The organism is Pedobacter rhizosphaerae (genome assembly GCF_900111155.1).
In the GTDB taxonomy this organism is placed as follows: domain Bacteria; phylum Bacteroidota; class Bacteroidia; order Sphingobacteriales; family Sphingobacteriaceae; genus Pedobacter; species Pedobacter rhizosphaerae.
Genome location: NZ_FOGG01000001.1, coordinates 199,165 through 217,128, shown reverse-complemented (window position 1 = coordinate 217,128; position 17,964 = coordinate 199,165). Strand labels below are relative to the sequence as shown.

The window sequence follows — 17,964 nt, the reverse complement described above, 5'->3', positions numbered from 1 at the left end:
ATTCATTCATTCTATCATTCAACAACTCTATCATTCAATAATTCTATCTTTCAATGCACCACACCCTCAGCCGCATCCGTTCCACCTCTGCCTTAAGCGAAAATTCTTTTGCGCTTTTGAGCGATGAACTGGAACGATTGGAAGTGAAAAAGGGTACGATAATCATTAGAGAAGAAAAATTTGAAGATGCCTTCTACTTTTTAGAAAGCGGCGTAGCGAGGGCATCAATACTGATTAATGGTAAACCTATAGCCATTTGGTTCGGCATTAGTGGCGATATTTGCCTGTCATTTAACAGCTATGTTTATCAAAAACCGGGCTACGAACGCATTGATATCTTGCAGGATGCTGTAGTATATCGGATAAAATCTTCCCGCCTGCATGAACTATACCTTAAACATGCCGACCTTGCCAATTGGGGTAGAAAAATTGCAGAACATGAGTTGATTAAAACAGAAGAACGTTTTATATCCAGACAATTTAAAACGGCTACAGAAAGGTATAAAGCGCTCTTGTTTCAATACCCCGAGCTCATCAAAAACATTCCCCTGGGAATTATAGCCTCTTACCTAGGTGTAACACAAGTTACCTTAAGCCGAATCAGAGCCAGTGTGAAGTAGTTTTTAACATTTGTAAAATCCTGCGCAACAATTAGCCCCTATCTTTGCAGCATGAGTTGGATATACCTAATTATTGCAGGCTGCTTAGAAATTGGCTTCACTACCTGCTTAAATCTTTCGAAAAATTTTACGGTATTAAAATGGAGTTTAGGCTTTTTGGTTTGTGCTGTGCTTAGCTTTGTTTTCTTAAATAAGGCATTAGAAAATTTACCTATGGGTACAGCATATGCCGTTTGGACAGGCATTGGAGCCGTAGGGACGGTGATTATTGGCATTCTATATTTTAATGAACCTGCAACATTTTGGAGACTTTTCTTCATTTGCACGTTAATAGGTTCTATTGTTGGGCTTAAATTTTTTGCCTCACACTAATTTTAAACTGGTGGTAAAGCTGGTATCGGCGGTGCATTATTAATTGGATGTGAGCAAGGTTCACAACCCCTCGGCGGCCGTCATTCCCTATCGTAATGCAATATGTTTAGCCATCTTGCTTTGCCATCCAACAAGGCCAAACCACTGTTTCTCCGTTCAGCTCGGATCGGCCTGATAAAGTTTTCGGGATGCAGTTACCTCGCCAACGCACTGACTTGAACAGAAAAGTTTTAAGCCGACACTTTTGTTTCTTTTGGTGTCAAAAGAAAGGAGCCCGTCCGGCCAGGACAAAAATAAATCTTTTCCTAGTCGTAGCGTCTCCAATGCTATTAAGTTAAGCTAAATGCTGTCCTGAGGAATAATTTATTTCATACAAATCAATATAAGGGATATTTTTTTACCTTGCTAGGCAGTCTTTCCTCGGCTCGCCGCCGAAGACACTTTCATATCCTAAAACCGCATTAAGATTCCCTCCTGCGAGGAAATAACGACCTCCGAGGGTTATGCGCCAAGCTAACTGCCGTTAATACAGAACTATCAATGCCAAGTATGACCCCGGCCTAGCAGCATTTCGCAGGATAGGACAGTCGAATGATTGCAGTTTCAAACGGGTACACTGACCAAGGAAATAAGCAGCGAGGACTGGCCTAAAGTGCAAAGGCTTAAGCCTCTTATTACCGCTAATGGCATTCGGATGCTTCTAGCCAAGAAAGGATGCAAGCCTTGGGTTTTGGGTACCTTTTTGCCAAGAAAAAGGTACGAGCCCTTCCGGCGGCAAGGAAAAGAGAAAAATATTAGGTTGTAGCGAGACCCTACAACTAGAAAAGACAGGAATGCAGATTGAGTTAAATGTCTTATTAATAAATAGTTATAAAGAAACATCAATAGTGGCCTGTCGAAGACCTTTTAATAAGGAGAAGACTAAAATGGATTGCCCTTCGACAGGCTCAGGATGACAAACCATTTTAATTTTCTCCTTAAGTTAATAGCATTGGTAGCGTCTCGCTACGACTCAACAATCTCTTTCTTCTCCGCCAGAAGGGCGCTTCCCTCTTCCTGGAAAGAAAAAATCTTTAAAACAAAAAAAGGCCGCCATCGATGAGAAAGCAGCCTTCTTTGTAAATATGATAATAAATTAAATTACTTTCACATTAACGGCATTTAAGCCTTTTTTACCGTTAGCAACTTCGTACTGTACTTTGTCGTTTTCACGGATTTCGTCGATAAGACCTGTTGAATGAACAAAGATTTCGCTATCGCCGTTAGCAGGGATGATAAAGCCAAAACCTTTAGTTACATTGAAGAATTTTACTGTGCCTTCTTGCATTGTATTAAATATTAAAATTAAGTCTGCAAGGTAAGTTTTAAATTTTATAATCAAAATAAATTTTAACATTTTTTTAACGTTAAAATTTCGTAAAGATATGATTATTAAGGCTTTTTAAGAGCCTTGCCAACGAGGGTCATCGTTATTTGGCTGTTATGTGGAATTCCAAGCGTAGTTCCGGGAATAACATTAAACAGGTTTTTCAGGTAGATATCTGCCACCCCTTGCATCATTCTTTTTTTCCCCTCTGCAACATCCGGCAAAACGCCATAAACGGTAGTAATGTGTATGCCTCCCTGAAAATCTACAATGGCAGAAACTTCATAGGCAAAATCCTTATATGCCCGATCAATTACAATCCGGTATTGTGGGAACATATAGTCGTAAGATTCTGTTCTTTTATTTAACCGGTCAACCGTACTGATTTTCTCTGCCGTTACCACCTTACTTTTCGGAATAAATTGAACAGGCTCTGTTGCTGCGAAAGCGCTATCTTTAGTTGCATTAACTTCTGTAGCTCTTTTTTCAATGAAAGCGGTATCTGCCCGGCTCGGTTTCTGGAGCTTCTCTGCAATGGTTTTGAGTCTGTTTTTAATATAGCTTTGGGCGTAAAAAGTCATGTTCACATCAGAGCGAATATCTGAAGCGATCTCCTTGCCATCTACCTGTATCCGCTGAAAAACAAGGCTATCTTTACTAATGTGCTTCACCTTAAAAAATTCTGCAGCAAAGTTATATACGTTCCCATGATCATATTGCAGGTAAAATTTCTGCATAATTTGTTTCTGCGGGCTCCAGGCCATCATCGTGTCTTCAGCAGCCACTTCAATAATCCAGGAGGGTTTTTGCATAAAACCTTCCTTATTGAATGAGAGGTTATTGCTAAAGCGACGTTTTACTTCTTCATAACGAATCCCTTTTACCGGTGCAAAGGTAAATTCACGCAAAGTGGCATCAGTAGATTTTGTACGCCCGCAAGCGGTAAAAAAAAGTACAATAAAAAATAGGTAGATCAGGTTTTTAATCATTTCTGGCAAAATTCTGCGGCTAAAATAAAGAAATATTGATAAGCAAGAGACAAGTATTGAGAAGTAAGATGGCTGTAACACAAACAAAAACTTTAATTGTTGAACTGTTTAATTGCTTAATTGTCTATCAATTTAGCTACATAAAACGCTTCAAACCAAACTCCAGTTTGCGCTACCAGAACTCCAACCTGTTAAAGAAACTACTTAGCCTTAATTAGCACCACATTCGCCACTTTACGCTGCCCCTCATGGTCCCATTTCTTATTATCAGTCGGATAGTTAACCACACCATTATCTCCTGCTCCTTTTACCCACAGGGTGGAAGATCCTCCGCCATCAAAGTTGATGATGTCTTTACAACCCAGCCACTTCATTACTTTAGTTAATTCGGATAAGCTCATCCCCGCCGAATTTTCATTGCGCCCGTCAACAACCAACAAAATCACCCTCCCGTTTGGCTTAATCCCAACTGCGGTTCTGGGGTGTCTTAGCCTGGTAAAAGAAGTGGTATCCAATACTTCATCCGTATAATTTAAAGTTAAAAGCGGCCCATTCAGTAACACATTCTGTTCGCTCATTCGGCTTTCCCAATCTGCAGTGCCATCCCATTTTTGAATCGCTAATTTTCCATCACCTATCACTACTGCTGCTTGTTGATGCCGGGCTCTTTCTCCATTTTTATCCAATCTGTTGGTATTAATCACCTGCCCTGAAACTTTCACATAATCTACCGAACCACCATTCTTCACATCAAAGAAATTACCATTAATGGCCGCTATTGCGGCATTGCTTTCGGCAAAAGTACTCGTTGTTATTAACTCCTTTTCATCGGCAGCTAAAGCGAAAACAGCTTTTCTACCGGTATTTTTCACTTCTAAAAAGGAGATGTTTTCGTTCGCCTTAAATAGCTTTTGATCTGTAAAATGATACTTAAAAAGCCTGAGCTGTTTAGAAATCCGATGCTTCTGCCATTTGGCTTTTACAAGAGTTAAAGAGTCTTGATTCTGGCCAAAGCCATTAAAGCTGAAAATAGTACAGGCAAGGAGGAGAAAAAATTGATGACGCATTGGGGATTGATTTGCGATAAAAGTAAAAAAAACGGGGCAATTCATTTTACTGATTTGCCCCGTTTATGTAACAATATAAGCTGTCTTATTTCTTTGGATCTAAGATATCCTTAATGCGAATGTTAAGGTCTTCGTAGTGCGCTTTGGTAATGGCATCACCAGCAACAGCTCTCGCTTTTGTTGTGGCTAAAAGTGTTTTAAGCTCTGCTCTAACCAATGGGCGGATATCAGACAAACCAACGTTAATTGGTGTCAATCCATAGCTTGCCGCATATTCAGCGGGGAAGCCTGGAGGCATCTCATTTTCTTTGGTCATTAAATCTGCTAAACGATCAACATATGCGCGTTGTAAATTGCGTTTAAAGGCATCTGCTCTTCCCGCCGCAAACACTGTTGTTTTCAAATCTCTGAAAAGTTCTGGCAAGGTATAGGCACTTGCGCTGCCGTTCTTAACCTCATTATCTAATAAACGCGCTATCCTTGAAGGAGATAATAAGTTACCTAATGTATTGGTTTGAACAGATTTTATACGGTTTAACAACACACCATTATCAAACTTGCTTAATTCCTGATTGTTGATTAACCATAGCGGTGTAGTAAATAATTGCTGATTGAAAAAGGCGATGGCTTCTTTTTGCTTGGCTTTAGGCAAGTAAGCATAAACCGGCCCAGCCTGTTCGTAAGTTTTAAAGTTCTCACTTAAACCACCTACATTAGTGGTAACATGCCCCATGTAGCGATTATATTGACTAACGATTTCTGTGTAAATTTCCTTTAAATCACTATAATCTTTACCCTTTTGGAAAGTCCATTTTTCTACATTTGGAAGAATACGTTTCAAGTTTGCAATACCGTAAGCGCTTGCTTTCATGGCATTGTCTCCTAAGTCTTCACTTTGTAATCTAGGATCAAGAGTTGTGCCTTGTCTACCATAGAAATACGCTGGATTTCCTGCATTTTTGAGTACCCACTGATTCAGGATTTCCTTTTCCTGCTCTGCGGTTTTATTTCCTGGAATCCATGAATAACCCCATTTTACAGCCCATTTATCATATTCACCAATTTGTGGATGAAGCTTGGTTACGCCATCACCCGGCTGTGCAATGTAATTGAAACGGGCATAATCCATAATGGATGGCGCTGTTCCATGTTTATCTGTAAATGATTTTGAACGCAAAGAATCTACCGGATAAGCATAACTTGAACCAAAATTATGAGGAAGGCCTAAAGTATGGCCAATTTCATGTGAGGATACAAAACGGATTAATTCTCCCATTTGTTCGTCGGTAAATTTAGGTTTACGCACGGTTGGATCTGTAGCTGCTGTTTGTACAAAAACCCAGTTGCGCAATAAGCTCATTACGTTGTGGTACCAACCGATATGTGTTTCTAAAATCTGTCCGGTACGTGGATCGCTGATGTGCGGACCGTAAGCATTGGCAATATCCGATGCAAAATAACGTACAACAGAATATCTCGAATCTTCTACACTAAATTCAGGATCTTGTTGTGGAGTAGGTGCTTCCTTACCATAAATGGCATTTTTAAACCCTGCAGACTCAAAAGCAACCTGCCAGTCATTAATCCCCTGAATTAAATATGGCACCCATTTTTTCGGTGTTGCCGGATCGATATAAATTACAATAGGTTTTACCGGCTCTACCAACTCCCCACGCTTGTATGCGTTGGTATCTTTAGGCACTAAATTCCATCTGTGAATGTATGCTGTACGTTCAGCCTTTTGGGCATCCGTTCCGTAATCGGTTTGCGATTGACCAAAGAAACCCACACGACTATCCATAATCCTTGCTTTAACAGGTATTTTAGGGAGCAACAACATCGAAGTATTAAATTCAAAAGTTACAGCACCATTGCTATTGTCTGTTGGCGATTCTGCCGCACGATAAGTTTTAGCCGTTTTTACCTCCACGTTAATCGGGAAGGTTTTTACCGTATCTATGTAAGATCTTGCTGCATCGTACATCGTTACTTTGTAAGCTTTACGAATCTGATCTGTTGCACCAATGGCCATCACATCGCCATTATAAAAATCGGTTACATCAATCACTACACCTGTGGTATCTTTATTATAAGCCTTGATGTCAAAGCTGGCTAATATTTGAGCCAGATTGGAGTTTTGCACCGATTGGTACATATCGCTGTTTGGATCGGCTTTGGTTGAATAGCTTGGTACACGGATGTAAATCTGCTTCCCTCTGCGCTCCCATTTCCATACCTGCTCATTTAGCTGTTCGCCGCCATATTGTTGGTTGCCAACCTTAACGCCCGCAGGAACTTTTGCCAGGCGGGTTACTACTAACATTTCACGGCTAATGATAGAATCCGGGATTTCGAAATACCACTTATCCTCTAAACGGTAGGTTTTAAACAAACCATTGGTCGCTTTTGCTTTCGAAGTTATCACCTCTGAAAAAGGTTTAATTCCTTCTTTTTTCGGCGCTGCTGCTGGAGCTGCAGAAGGGGTGGTTGGTGCTCCTGCTTTACCTTTAGCAGGCTTCTTTTGAGCATAAACGGTATTTGTTCCGGCCATACCAAAAGCAACGATACCTGCAAATGCAAGTACTTTAATGTTTCTTTTCATCTGTACTGAATGATTTTTTTGTCTGGTAATTTTGGTAATAAGAGTACAAAGTTAAATCCTTGTTACATAGCGCCTCTGCATGTAACCGGAAAATTACGCACAATCAAATTCGTTTTTGCAGACGTACAACTTTATAGAGGATTTGCTGGTCACGATAAATTTCAAAAATCAAACTTCTCTCTGCTTTGGATCTGAACATTTCAGTAAGTTCATTGAGTGAGTAGAATTCTATCGATTTAAAGTTAACTCCTAAAATTTCATCGTTCGGGCACAAACCGGCCCTCTCAGCGGGCGAATCTTCATCAATCTCTCCAATAATCACCCTTTTAAATTCATTCTGATCCAGGTAAACCACCAGGCCAAGCATATCGTGTTCAAATGGCACTTTGCTAAAGCTATTGGGTTTGAGATAAATAAATTTTTCCCGGTAGTTAAACTGAACATCGAACTTTCTGAGCAGCTCTCCACCAAGGTTTCCATTTCTAAATTTCAGATCGATTTTTTTTGAAATGGCATCAAAATCCGGAAATCCCGAAACCACTTCATTAAACTCATGCTTCCCTAAAGTAATCCGGTTTATTCTACCAACGTATCCTTTTATCTGGCCACTTAAGCTCATTCCCAGGTTCGCTTTAATCCGTTTTTCAGGAAGTGGGAAAGCTTGTCCATTTAACATTTCCATTGATAAAGCATGGCTCGCACCGGTATCCATCAATAGCCTTGCAGAAACAACTCCAATTTCAGGTATTTCAATTTCCGTAGTTAAATAAGGCTTTTGATTTTCGATATCGATAGGCATCTTATTGCCCTTGTATTTTACTTTTGCATCGAAAACAGAAAAAACCACCCTATTCTGGCTGTACTTCACATCCACAATGAAACTATTGAAAAAATTATATCCAATTAAACCATAAATCTTAATTCCCAGGTGACCGGAAAGATTAAAGAAATCTTCCTTCAAAATAGCCGTTGGCATGTAATCTGCCCGGGCTCTCCCAATCTGAACATGTATATTCTGAGAAACAAAGGCCTCAACGGTTTCCACCCCCAAACCTGAAATTACAATCTTACGCAACTTGCTAAAATTGAGCGAATCTATGATGCTGGGTTCGGTAATAATCATAGGCCCCACACCCGTATCCAGCACGAAATTATAGGGGCCCTTTCCATTTACCATTACCGGGATAACGATGAGGTTTTTAATGTTTCTAAAAGTGATAGATTGTTTTTGCTGTTTGCGCGGTAAGTGGAAATCCTGACCAAAGCAAACCAAAAAAGACAATAGGAGAACTGCACAAAAAAGCATCTTGCGTAAACAGATTATTACAACTCTTCTATACTTGGTTAACATTAAATTAAATTTAATAAATTAGTTGATAATTCTCATCTCTAACTCAAAACATGATTGGTACAAAAACAAAGGCCACCTGCATACTCTTGCTCGGCATATATACGATATTGGTAACAGGCTGCTCAACTGATCACATAATTGCCAAAAAAGTAAGCAAAGAGTTCAAGAATTCGCAAGTAATAAAGCAATATCAGGTAGGCTTTGCCCTTTACAACATGGAGGCTAAAAAGATGATTTATCAGAAAGATGCCGATAAATACTTCACTCCCGCATCTAACACCAAATTATATACTTTCTTTGCCAGCTTAAAAATGCTTCCCGAAAGGTTGCCTGCATTAAAATACATTGAAAAAAACGACTCACTAATTTTTTGGGGAACCGGCGATCCGGCTTTCCTGCAGTTTGCAGTAAAAGACCAGTCGGCCTATAATTTTCTCCTGTCCAGTAATAAAAAACTGTTTTTTGCCCCGGGTAGATATTCCGGAAACTTTTTTGGCGATGGATGGGCCTGGGATGATTACGACTACTACTATCAACCAGAAATTACCGAAATGCCCATTATGGATAATATGGTAACCTCTACCTATGCGGGCCCTAATAATAAAATTAACATCTCACCTAAGGTTTTTGCTCCCTGCTTCAAGATAGATTCGACAAAAACGACAGGAAACTTTCAGGTAACGAGAGACTTTTTAACCAACCAATTTCATTATCCCGCAGTTGCGGTGAAGCCTGGCTACAACCAGCAAAACCCATATAAAACGAGCCCACAGGTTACAGTGGAAGTACTTGCAGACACGCTACACAAGCCGATTGGCTTAATAGATTTGAGGCTGCCCGCTAACGCCAAAACGCTTTACGGTGCTAAACGGGATTCGGTTTTAAAACACATGATGCTGCCCAGCGATAATTTCATTGCCGAACACCTGCTTTTAGTTTGTTCAAATGAATTGGGCGACACACTCAGCACCACCAAAGCCATCCAGCATATTGTAAAGAATTACCTTTCCTTTTTACCCGACAAAGTAAAGTGGGTAGATGGGTCGGGCTTATCTCGCCAAAATTTATTTACCCCAAGAGACATGGTATACCTTTTAGATTCCATTTACAAGCAGGTAAATGATCGGAACAGGTTATTTGATATGATGCCTGCCGGCGGAAAAACCGGAACACTGAAAAATGCCTACCCAAAAACCGACAACCCATTTGTTTTTGGTAAAACAGGCTCATTAGGAGGCGTTCATAATCAAAGTGGGTTCGTCATCACCAAAAAGGGAAAAACATACATCTACTCGTTTATGAATAACGGATTTGTAAAACCTACAGCCGAAGTAAGAGCAGAGATGGTCAGGATCATGACTTATATTCATAATAACTTTTAACTGCTCCTACCCTTATGAAAGAGCCCTTGGATTTTAAGTCGATACCGCAGCCCTTTTCCAATCGCATTGTGCTGAATGGAAATAGCTATCTTTATTTCGGTGGCACGGCTTATCTGGGGATCCCACAAAACCAGGAATTTATTGATTTTTACCTGGAAGGGATTAAAAAATTCGGATTAAACAATGGAACCAGCAGAAATAACAATATCCAGCTGGGTATTTACGACCTTGCTGAGCAAATTGCCGCAGAAAGATATAAGTCTGAAGCTGCCCTAATCACATCCAGTGGATACTTAGCTGCTCAGCTAACGGTTAAAGCGCTTGCATCATTTGGAGAAGTAATCCATGCTCCGGCTAGCCATCCGGCATTGTGGCTTGACAAACAACCAAGCAGTAAGGGTTCTTTCCAATATTGGGCATCAGAAACCATTCAGATGATTAATTCATCTTCTTCCAAAAACTGGGTGCTTGTCAGCAACTCCATGAATAATCTTTTCCCGGAAGTTTATGATTTTAACTTTTTAAAAGCAATTAATGTAGATAAGCAATTAATCCTGATTGTGGATGACTCACATGGTATTGGGGTAAATCATAAAGGCTTGGGATCATATTCACAATTACCCAAACAAGAAAACATTGAGTTGGTAGTTGTGGCTTCGATGGCCAAAGCGCTTGGAGTAGATGCAGGCTTGGTATTGGCCTCAGGCCAAATCATTAAAGAATTGAAGGATACCTCTATTTTTGTAGGTGCCTCACCGCCGGCAGCAGCTGGCTTGTTTGCTTTTATCAAGGCGAAGGAAATTTACGCAGAGGCACAGGAAAAACTCAACGAAAATATCCGGCAATTGCGTGCCGGCTTAGGTTCAACCTGGGATTATGCTCCTGGCTTTCCTGCATTTTTATCGCAGAACCCAAAAGCTGGAGAAGAATTATTAAATAAGCACATTTTGATTTCTTCCTTTCCTTACCCTGATCAAAATAGCCCCCCGATTAATAGAATTGTACTGAGCAGTTGGCATAGTTATATCGATGTTGAACAATTAATTGAGGCAGTAAAGGACATCGAAGATGGGATTTAAACTTGAGTCTTTTTAATACGCCCCTAATATATCGTCACCCTGAACTTGTTTCAGGATCTCACAAAAAAAGTGCTAAAATAAATAATTGTGGACCTTTCCACTGCGTTCCAGGACAGCATCAATGCTATTAACTTAAGGAGAAAACTAAAATGGATTGTCATCCTGAGCCTGTCGAAGGGCAATCCATTTTAGTTTTCGACTTATTAAAAGGTCTTCGACAGGCTTAGACTGACAGCGTTTAGCTTAAGTTAATAGCATTGGAGATGCTACAACTAGAAAATATGGGAATACATATTAAACTAAACATCTTATTAATAAATAGTTACAAAATAACCTCAATAGTAGAATAATTTATTTCATACAAATCAATATAAGGGACATTTTTTACCTGCTTTAAGATTCCTCCCTGCGAGGAAATGACGACCGCCGAGGGTTATGCGCATGCTAACTGCCGTTAATAAAGCTCTATCAATGCCAAGTACGACCCCGGCCTAGCAGCATTTCGCAGGATAGGACAGTCGAATGCTTGCAGTTTCAAACGGGTACACACTCACCAAGGAAATAAGCAGCGAGGGCTGGCCTAAAGTGCAAAGGCCTAAGCCTCTTATTACCGCCAATGGCATTCGGATGCTTCTAGCCAAGAAAGGGTGCAAGCCTTGGCTTTTGGGTACCTTTTTGCCAAGAAAAAGGTACGAGCCCTTCCGGCGGCGAGGAAAAGAGAAAAACATTAGGTTGTAGCGAGACCCTACAACTAGAAAAGACGGGAATACAGACTGAGTTAAATGTCTTATTAATAAATAGTTATAAAATAACGTCAATAATAGCCTGTCGAAGGGTAATCCATTTTAGTTTTCGACTTATTAAAAGGTCTTCGACTACTTGTCCCGGTTTCACATCGGGAAGCTCAGACAGCGTTTAGTTTAAGTTAATAGTATTGAGATCAGCATGACGAGATTTAGGAATAAGATCTCTTAATAAACCCCTAACACGATCGTCACCCTGAACTTGTTTCAGGGTCTCACAAAACAGATACCGAAATAAATCTAGCATGACGGGATTTTAGATAAAGCGTTTTCCGTATTTTTTTTGAATATTTATAACATGAAAAAACTAATCTTATTCTTAAGCATAACGTTTCTCTTTACACAGTTCAGCCTGGCTCAAACTACAGAAATCTGGGTGGTGCGCCATGCAGAAAAAGACAAAACAAATCCTGAGGATAAAGACCCCAATCTATCTGATGAAGGAAGAATAAGAGCAGGCGATTTAGCCACTTATCTTAAAAAGGTTAAATTTGATTTAGCCTTTTCCACGCCCACCAAAAGAACACACCAAACCCTAGACTCATTAATTATCCCGAAGGTGATAGATTATAAAGACATTCCTTCTTTGGTAGAACAAATAAAAAACAGCTACGCAGGTAAAACCATTATGATTGCTGGTCATTCCAATACTGTTCTTGAAATTTTACAAGCCTTTGGGGCTAAAAAACCTAAAGAAGAATTAACGGATGATGATTATGACTACATCTTCCATTTAACGGTGAAGGGAGACAAAGGAAAAGTAAAAATGGATCAATACGGAAGGCCACACCACCTATAACTTCTCAAAAGGGATATCCATCAGATCGTAATTTTGCCAGCCAATATAGTCATAGTGCCACCACTCATTGTCGAGCACTTTTAAACCGTGTCTCCCCATTACGGCAATAAGATAATCGCGGTTTTTCCTGGCTTCAGGGGAAACCGAAGCATATTTTGCAGCCGCAGCGGCAGAAAAACTATCATAAGGAGTGGGCATCACCAATTCTTTGCCCGTTTTAAGGTTGATTAACGTTAAATCAATGGCGCAACCTCGGTTGTGCTTCGAGCCCTTGGCAGGGTTTGCCACAAAATTTTTATCGCTCGCCTTTTGATAAAATGCCACCGTGATCGCATACGGACGATAACCATCAAATATTTTTAGTCCGTAGCCTTTCTTAAGCAGCTCCGTTTGAACCTTTTTCAAGGATGCCACCACAGGTTTTCGGGCAAATGCCCTTGCCTGATTGTACATCACCTGCTGCATAAAATTGTTTTTGGTAGCATAGCGAATATCCAATTTAATGGAAGGAATAGCTTTTTTAATCTCTACCAGCTCATTATTCGGGTTGTGCTTAACAGATGCCAGATATTGGTTATAAGAACTTACTACCACCAGCTTTTGCTTCGTTTTAGTTTTCTCCTGGGCAAAAGCGTTCAGGCAGGCAAAAGTTAAAAAAAAAGAAAGAAAATGCTTCATAGCGGAGATGGCTGGCGGTTACTGATTGGAAAGCACCAGCAGTTCCAAATCTTTGTAAGGTAAGTTAAACATATCTGATAAATCCTTATTGGTTACATTTCCCTGAAAAATGTATAACGCTTCCCTAATACCCGGGTTATTCCAGATCATATTGGTTAAGCCACCGTATTCGCCAATATCAATTAAAATAGGCGCAAATATATTGGTTAAAGCGTAAGAAGCTGTCCTGGGCACTCTGGAAGCAATATTTGGAACACAATAATGAATAACGTCGTATTTTCTAAACACAGGATTGGTGTGATTAGTCACTTCAGAGGTTTCGAAACAACCGCCCTGATCAATACTGACATCAATAACCACCGAATGAGGTTTCATCTTAGCCACAGTTTCTTCCATCACAATACAAGGACTTCTGCCATGGCTGGCCCTAATGGCACCAATAACCACGTCACAGGTTACTATAGCCTTATTTAAAACAATAGGCTGCATCACAGATGTAAAAACCCTGCTGTTGCCCAGGTTATTTTGTAATCGCCTTAAACGATAAATAGAACTATCGAAAACCTTTACCTCAGCGCCCAACGCCAGGGCAGTTCTGGCAGCATATTCTCCTACCGTACCTGCTCCTAAAATAACAATCTCGGTTGGCGGAACACCGGTGAAGCCTCCCAACATTAATCCCTTTCCACCAGTAACATTACTCAGATATTCTGCCGCAATTAAGATTGAAGTTGAACCAACAATTTCACTCATGGCCCTAACTACACTCAGTACATTACCTTCATCACGAAGGCGCTCAAAACACAAGGCATTAATTTTCTTGTGCATCAAAGCCTTCAGGTATTCTTGCTTCAGCGTTCCGGTTTGCAAAGAAGAAATTAAGGTCTGCCCTTTGTGCATCAACTCAATTTCATCTAAGGTTGGCGGCGCAATTTTCACCAGAATATCAGAAGCAAAAACCTCTTTCTTATCATAGCTGATTTTAGCGCCTTGTTCCGCATACTCAGCATCGGAAAAGTTTGCAGCTGTACCCGCGCCGCTCTCTAAAACAACCCTATGGCCATTATTAACCAAAAGCGCAACAGAAAGCGGGGTAAGTGCAATTCGGTTTTCCTGAAAGGAAATTTCTTTAGGGATTCCAATATTTAAACTGTTTTTCCGGTTTCGGGTTTCGAGCATGGCTTCCTGTGTTTGCAGTAAACCCTGACGAGCTATGTCGGCCATTCCTTCGCGTAATCCTGTAGCCATGATTTGTTATAAGTTCTTTAGTTTTAGGTTGTTCAAGATACGAATAATCTGTTAAATTACCGTTAATTAAACCTCGGCTCTGGAAAATTTAAAAACCCTCTGGCTTTCATCTAGGGCTTTAATTTCTACCTTGATGTATTCATCGGGCAATAATTCCTCTACCCTTTCAGGCCATTCAATTAAGCAAATGTCTCCTCCATAGAAATATTCTTCATAGCCTAAATCATAAGCCTCCCGGATATCTTTTATGCGGTAGAAATCGAAGTGATAAATATTTCCATTTAAACCCGGATACTCATTAACAATAGAATAAGTAGGACTAGAAACCACGTGAGATACACCAAGGGCTTTACAAAAAGCCTTAATGAATGTTGTTTTTCCAGCCCCCATGTGGCCTTCAAAAATGAAGATCTTTTCATCTCCGGCAAAATCAATCAGTTTTTGCGCAACAGCTGGTAAATCTGAAAGATTATTTACTTGTATTTCCATTTTAAAACAATAAAGGCAAAAGTAATACATAAAATGCATTGCTTTTGCCTAAATTTTTATCGTAATATTCTGCTATCCACCCACTCCATCATTCACTCATTCAATCATTCTCTCATTCGATAATTACCTACCTCGGCGAATAAGTCACCACCGGAATAATCATCTCTTCCAAAGAAATCCCTCCATGCTGAAAGGTTTCATTGTAATAGTTTACAAATTGATTATAGTTGTTTGGATATACAAAGTAGCTATCCTCACGGGCAAAAATGTAGCTACTGCTAATGTTTACTTTAGGTAACAAAGCATCATGAGGATTTTTAATCAGAAATACCTCTTTAGCATTAAAGTTCAGGTTTCTGCCTTGTTTATAACGCAAATTGGTATTGGTACTTCTATCTCCAATCACCTTAACCGGTTTTTTAACCCGAATGGTACCATGATCTGTTGTAATTACGACTTTTACCTGCTTTTGAGAAATCTTTTTCAGTAAATCAAAAAGCGGCGAATGTTCAAACCACGAAAGTGTTAACGAACGGTAGGCGGCATCGTCATTTGCCAACTCCCTAATCATCTGCATATCGGTTCTGGCATGACTCAGCATATCAACAAAGTTGAACACAATGGCATTAAAATCATTCTTCAATAAGTTATTCGTCTGGTCTACCAGATCTTTACCCTGCTCAAAGGTTAAAATCTTATTATAGCTGAATTTGCAATCCTTACGCAGGCTCCTTTTAATCTGATCTGCCAGAAAGGCTTCTTCATGTAAGTTTTTTCCACCTTCATCGTCATCATTTTGCCAAAGCTGAGGGAAACGTCTTTCCATATCCAAAGGCATCAATCCGGAAAAGATGGCATTCCTTGCATACTGGGTCGCTGTAGGTAAAATACTGGTATACATATCTTCCTCATCAATTCGGAAAAATTCCGTAATTAAAGGGTTAATGATCTTCCATTGATCGTATCGAAGGTTATCTATCAGTATAAAAAATACAGGAGTAGTATCATTGATATGCGGAAAAACCTTCTTCTTCATCAATTCATTAGAAAGCAAGGGGGCTTTATCCTTCTCTTTGATCCATCCTAAATAATGCTCTTCTATAAATTTAGAGAACTGGGTATTGGCCTCCTGTTTTTGCATCGTTAAAATCTCATGCATCTGAGGGTCATCTAACTTCTCCAATTCCAGTTCCCAGAACACGATCTTTTTGTATACTTCTATCCACTCTTCGTAATTTAAGCGATCGCTTAAAGTCATGCCCAACCTTCTAAAATCCTGTTGGTAGGCCATAGAGGTTTTTTCACTCACCAGGCGCTTGTTATCAATCAGCTTCTTAATGGTTAACAATACCTGTTTAGGGTTTACTGGCTTAATTAAATAATCGTCAATTTTGCTCCCAATGGCATCTTCCATCAAATTCTCTTCCTCACTCTTGGTAATCAATACCACGGGTACATCCGGATTCAGGTTTTTAATTGCCGAAAGCGTTTCAATTCCGCTCATCCCCGGCATATTCTCATCCAGAAAAACCAGATCAAAATGTGCTTTACCAAACGCCTCCAACGCATCGTTACCATTGGTATAAGTATCAACAGTATATCCTTTATCGTTCAGTAATAATATATGGGGTTTTAACAGGTCGATTTCATCATCGGCCCATAATATCTTGGTTTCTTGCATGTTTTTGTAAAAATTGGGTGTAATGCCTTTATTTTTTGGCAGGTAAATTAAACTATGAATAAAAATAGCAATTTTTGTACCGTATCTGGCTATTTAACTATTTTTAACGATTGAACAAGAAGAAAATCATTAACGACCCTGTGTATGGGTTTATCAGTATTCCATCGGCCTTAGTGTATGATGTCATATCGCATCCGTATTTTCAGCGTTTGCGCTACATCAAGCAACTTGGAATGACCCACCTGGTATATCCGGGAGCCCTGCATACCCGTTTTCATCATGCTTTAGGTGCCATGCATTTGATGGGCCTCGCGGTAGAAATACTCCGCAGCAAAGGTCATCACATTACCGAAGGTGAAGAGGAAGCGGCAATATTAGCCATTTTACTACATGACATAGGACACGGGCCTTTTTCTCATGCACTGGAACACTCTTTAGTAACGGGAATCCGCCACGAAGATATTTCTTCCAAATTAATGCATGAGCTGAACGATCATTTTGAGGGGAAATTAACACATGCCATTCAGGTTTTTAATGGCACCTATCCTAAAAAGTTTCTTCATCAGTTAATTTCCGGGCAGTTAGACTTAGATCGAATGGATTACCTTAACCGGGATAGCTTTTTTACAGGGGTGAGCGAAGGGGTAATCAGTTTTGACCGGATTATCAAAATGTTCAATGTATTTGATGATGACCTGGTTATTGAAGAAAAAGGCATTTATTCGATAGAAAAATTTTTAATTGCCCGAAGGCTGATGTACTGGCAGGTTTACCTCCATAAAACAGTAATTGCCGGAGAAATGATTTTGGTTAAGCTATTGGAGCGGGCCAAGTATTTAGCCGCTAAGGGCGAAGAGTTGTTTGCCGCACCTTCCTTAAATCACTTCTTAAAAAATAATATTAACGAAAAAAACTTCTTTAGCCAGCAGGAGAACTTAGCTCATTTCACCAATCTGGATGACCAGGATATTTATGCCGCTGTTAAAGTTTGGGTACAACATCCGGATAAGATTCTTGCTACACTCTGCAAAATGCTTACCTCGCGCAACCTGTACAGGGTTGAAATGGGCAATCAGAAAACAGATGATGATAGAATCGCCTTTCTTAAGGATGCGGTGGTAGATTTGTTAGACATTACTGCTGAAGAAGCCAAATACTTTGTTTTTGCCGATTCTATACAAAACAGGGCCTATAATGCCGGAGTAGGTAATATCAAAATATTGATGAAAAATAACGATATCGTAGATATTGCCAAAGCTTCAGATTTATCGAACCTGGAATCTTTACAGAAAACAGTAGAAAAATATATTCTGTGCTACCCTAGGGGAATTTAAGGTTATTTAACAAAATAATTGACTTTCAACCCCGTTTTAAGTCTTATTATTGTATTCAATACACCATGAATAACCTTTGTAGGTTTTTTTGTTCATATCAATTT

At 39.7% G+C, this 17,964-nt stretch carries 15 protein-coding genes; 6 read left to right on the top strand and 9 right to left on the bottom strand.

Features of this window, described 5'->3' with window-relative positions; all coding sequences use genetic code 11:
• Positions 1 to 53 precede the first annotated feature (53 nt).
• Both BMX11_RS00940 and BMX11_RS00935 read left to right on the top strand, forming a co-directional pair.
• A complete protein-coding gene (locus BMX11_RS00940) occupies positions 54 to 620 on the top strand; it encodes a Crp/Fnr family transcriptional regulator (RefSeq protein WP_090879953.1) in 567 nt (188 codons plus the stop codon).
• Between the two features lie 51 nt (positions 621 to 671).
• Entirely contained in the window at positions 672 to 992 is a 321-nt protein-coding gene (locus BMX11_RS00935) for a DMT family transporter (protein ID WP_090879950.1), read from the top strand.
• Positions 993 to 2,127: 1,135 nt separating this feature from the next.
• Here BMX11_RS00935 and BMX11_RS00925 read toward each other — a convergent pair.
• The 5 genes from BMX11_RS00925 to BMX11_RS00905 form a co-directional block, all read right to left on the bottom strand.
• Complete coding sequence (locus BMX11_RS00925; RefSeq protein WP_010599196.1) at positions 2,128 to 2,319, bottom strand: cold-shock protein; 192 nt, start codon at positions 2,317 to 2,319, stop codon at positions 2,128 to 2,130.
• Between the two features lie 104 nt (positions 2,320 to 2,423).
• Positions 2,424 to 3,347, bottom strand: a complete 924-nt coding sequence (locus BMX11_RS00920) for a hypothetical protein (protein ID WP_090879945.1) — start codon at positions 3,345 to 3,347, stop codon at positions 2,424 to 2,426.
• A gap of 200 nt (positions 3,348 to 3,547) precedes the next feature.
• Positions 3,548 to 4,414 carry a phosphodiester glycosidase family protein gene (locus BMX11_RS00915; protein ID WP_090879942.1) on the bottom strand — a complete coding sequence of 289 codons (867 nt, stop codon included), beginning with the start codon at positions 4,412 to 4,414 and terminating at the stop codon, positions 3,548 to 3,550.
• An 85-nt stretch (positions 4,415 to 4,499) separates the two neighbouring features.
• Positions 4,500 to 7,016: a zinc-dependent metalloprotease gene (locus BMX11_RS00910; RefSeq protein ID WP_090879939.1), complete on the bottom strand. Its 2,517-nt coding sequence runs from the start codon at positions 7,014 to 7,016 to the stop codon at positions 4,500 to 4,502.
• A gap of 103 nt (positions 7,017 to 7,119) precedes the next feature.
• Complete coding sequence (locus tag BMX11_RS00905) at positions 7,120 to 8,367, bottom strand: aspartyl protease family protein (RefSeq protein WP_090879936.1); 1,248 nt, start codon at positions 8,365 to 8,367, stop codon at positions 7,120 to 7,122.
• Positions 8,368 to 8,417: 50 nt separating this feature from the next.
• Between BMX11_RS00905 and BMX11_RS00900 the strand changes: the two genes are divergently transcribed.
• The 3 genes from BMX11_RS00900 (at position 8,418) to BMX11_RS00885 (ending at position 12,430) form a co-directional block, all read left to right on the top strand.
• A complete protein-coding gene (locus BMX11_RS00900) occupies positions 8,418 to 9,749 on the top strand; it encodes a D-alanyl-D-alanine carboxypeptidase (RefSeq protein WP_090879933.1) in 1,332 nt (443 codons plus the stop codon).
• A 14-nt stretch (positions 9,750 to 9,763) separates the two neighbouring features.
• A complete protein-coding gene (locus BMX11_RS00895) occupies positions 9,764 to 10,828 on the top strand; it encodes an aminotransferase class I/II-fold pyridoxal phosphate-dependent enzyme (RefSeq protein WP_090879930.1) in 1,065 nt (354 codons plus the stop codon).
• Positions 10,829 to 11,929: 1,101 nt separating this feature from the next.
• On the top strand, positions 11,930 to 12,430 hold the full coding sequence (locus tag BMX11_RS00885) for a phosphoglycerate mutase family protein (RefSeq protein WP_090879925.1): 501 nt from the start codon (positions 11,930 to 11,932) through the stop codon (positions 12,428 to 12,430).
• Here the strand turns inward: BMX11_RS00885 and BMX11_RS00880 are convergent.
• From BMX11_RS00880 to porX, 4 genes are all read right to left on the bottom strand, one after another.
• Positions 12,425 to 13,108, bottom strand: a complete 684-nt coding sequence (locus BMX11_RS00880; RefSeq protein WP_090879922.1) for a M15 family metallopeptidase — start codon at positions 13,106 to 13,108, stop codon at positions 12,425 to 12,427. The two genes, BMX11_RS00885 and BMX11_RS00880, sit on opposite strands and share 6 nt — an antisense overlap.
• An 18-nt stretch (positions 13,109 to 13,126) precedes the next feature.
• Positions 13,127 to 14,356: an alanine dehydrogenase gene (locus BMX11_RS00875; protein ID WP_090879919.1), complete on the bottom strand. Its 1,230-nt coding sequence runs from the start codon at positions 14,354 to 14,356 to the stop codon at positions 13,127 to 13,129.
• Positions 14,357 to 14,422: 66 nt separating this feature from the next.
• Positions 14,423 to 14,845 carry a tRNA (adenosine(37)-N6)-threonylcarbamoyltransferase complex ATPase subunit type 1 TsaE gene (tsaE, locus tag BMX11_RS00870; protein ID WP_090879916.1) on the bottom strand — a complete coding sequence of 141 codons (423 nt, stop codon included), beginning with the start codon at positions 14,843 to 14,845 and terminating at the stop codon, positions 14,423 to 14,425.
• A 127-nt stretch (positions 14,846 to 14,972) separates the two neighbouring features.
• Positions 14,973 to 16,526, bottom strand: coding sequence for a T9SS response regulator signal transducer PorX (gene porX / locus BMX11_RS00865; RefSeq protein WP_090879913.1), 1,554 nt, complete (start codon positions 16,524 to 16,526; stop codon positions 14,973 to 14,975).
• A gap of 110 nt (positions 16,527 to 16,636) precedes the next feature.
• Here porX and BMX11_RS00860 point away from each other — a divergent pair, with 110 nt between their 5' ends.
• Positions 16,637 to 17,860 carry an HD domain-containing protein gene (locus BMX11_RS00860; protein WP_090879910.1) on the top strand — a complete coding sequence of 408 codons (1,224 nt, stop codon included), beginning with the start codon at positions 16,637 to 16,639 and terminating at the stop codon, positions 17,858 to 17,860.
• Positions 17,861 to 17,964 lie beyond the last annotated feature (104 nt).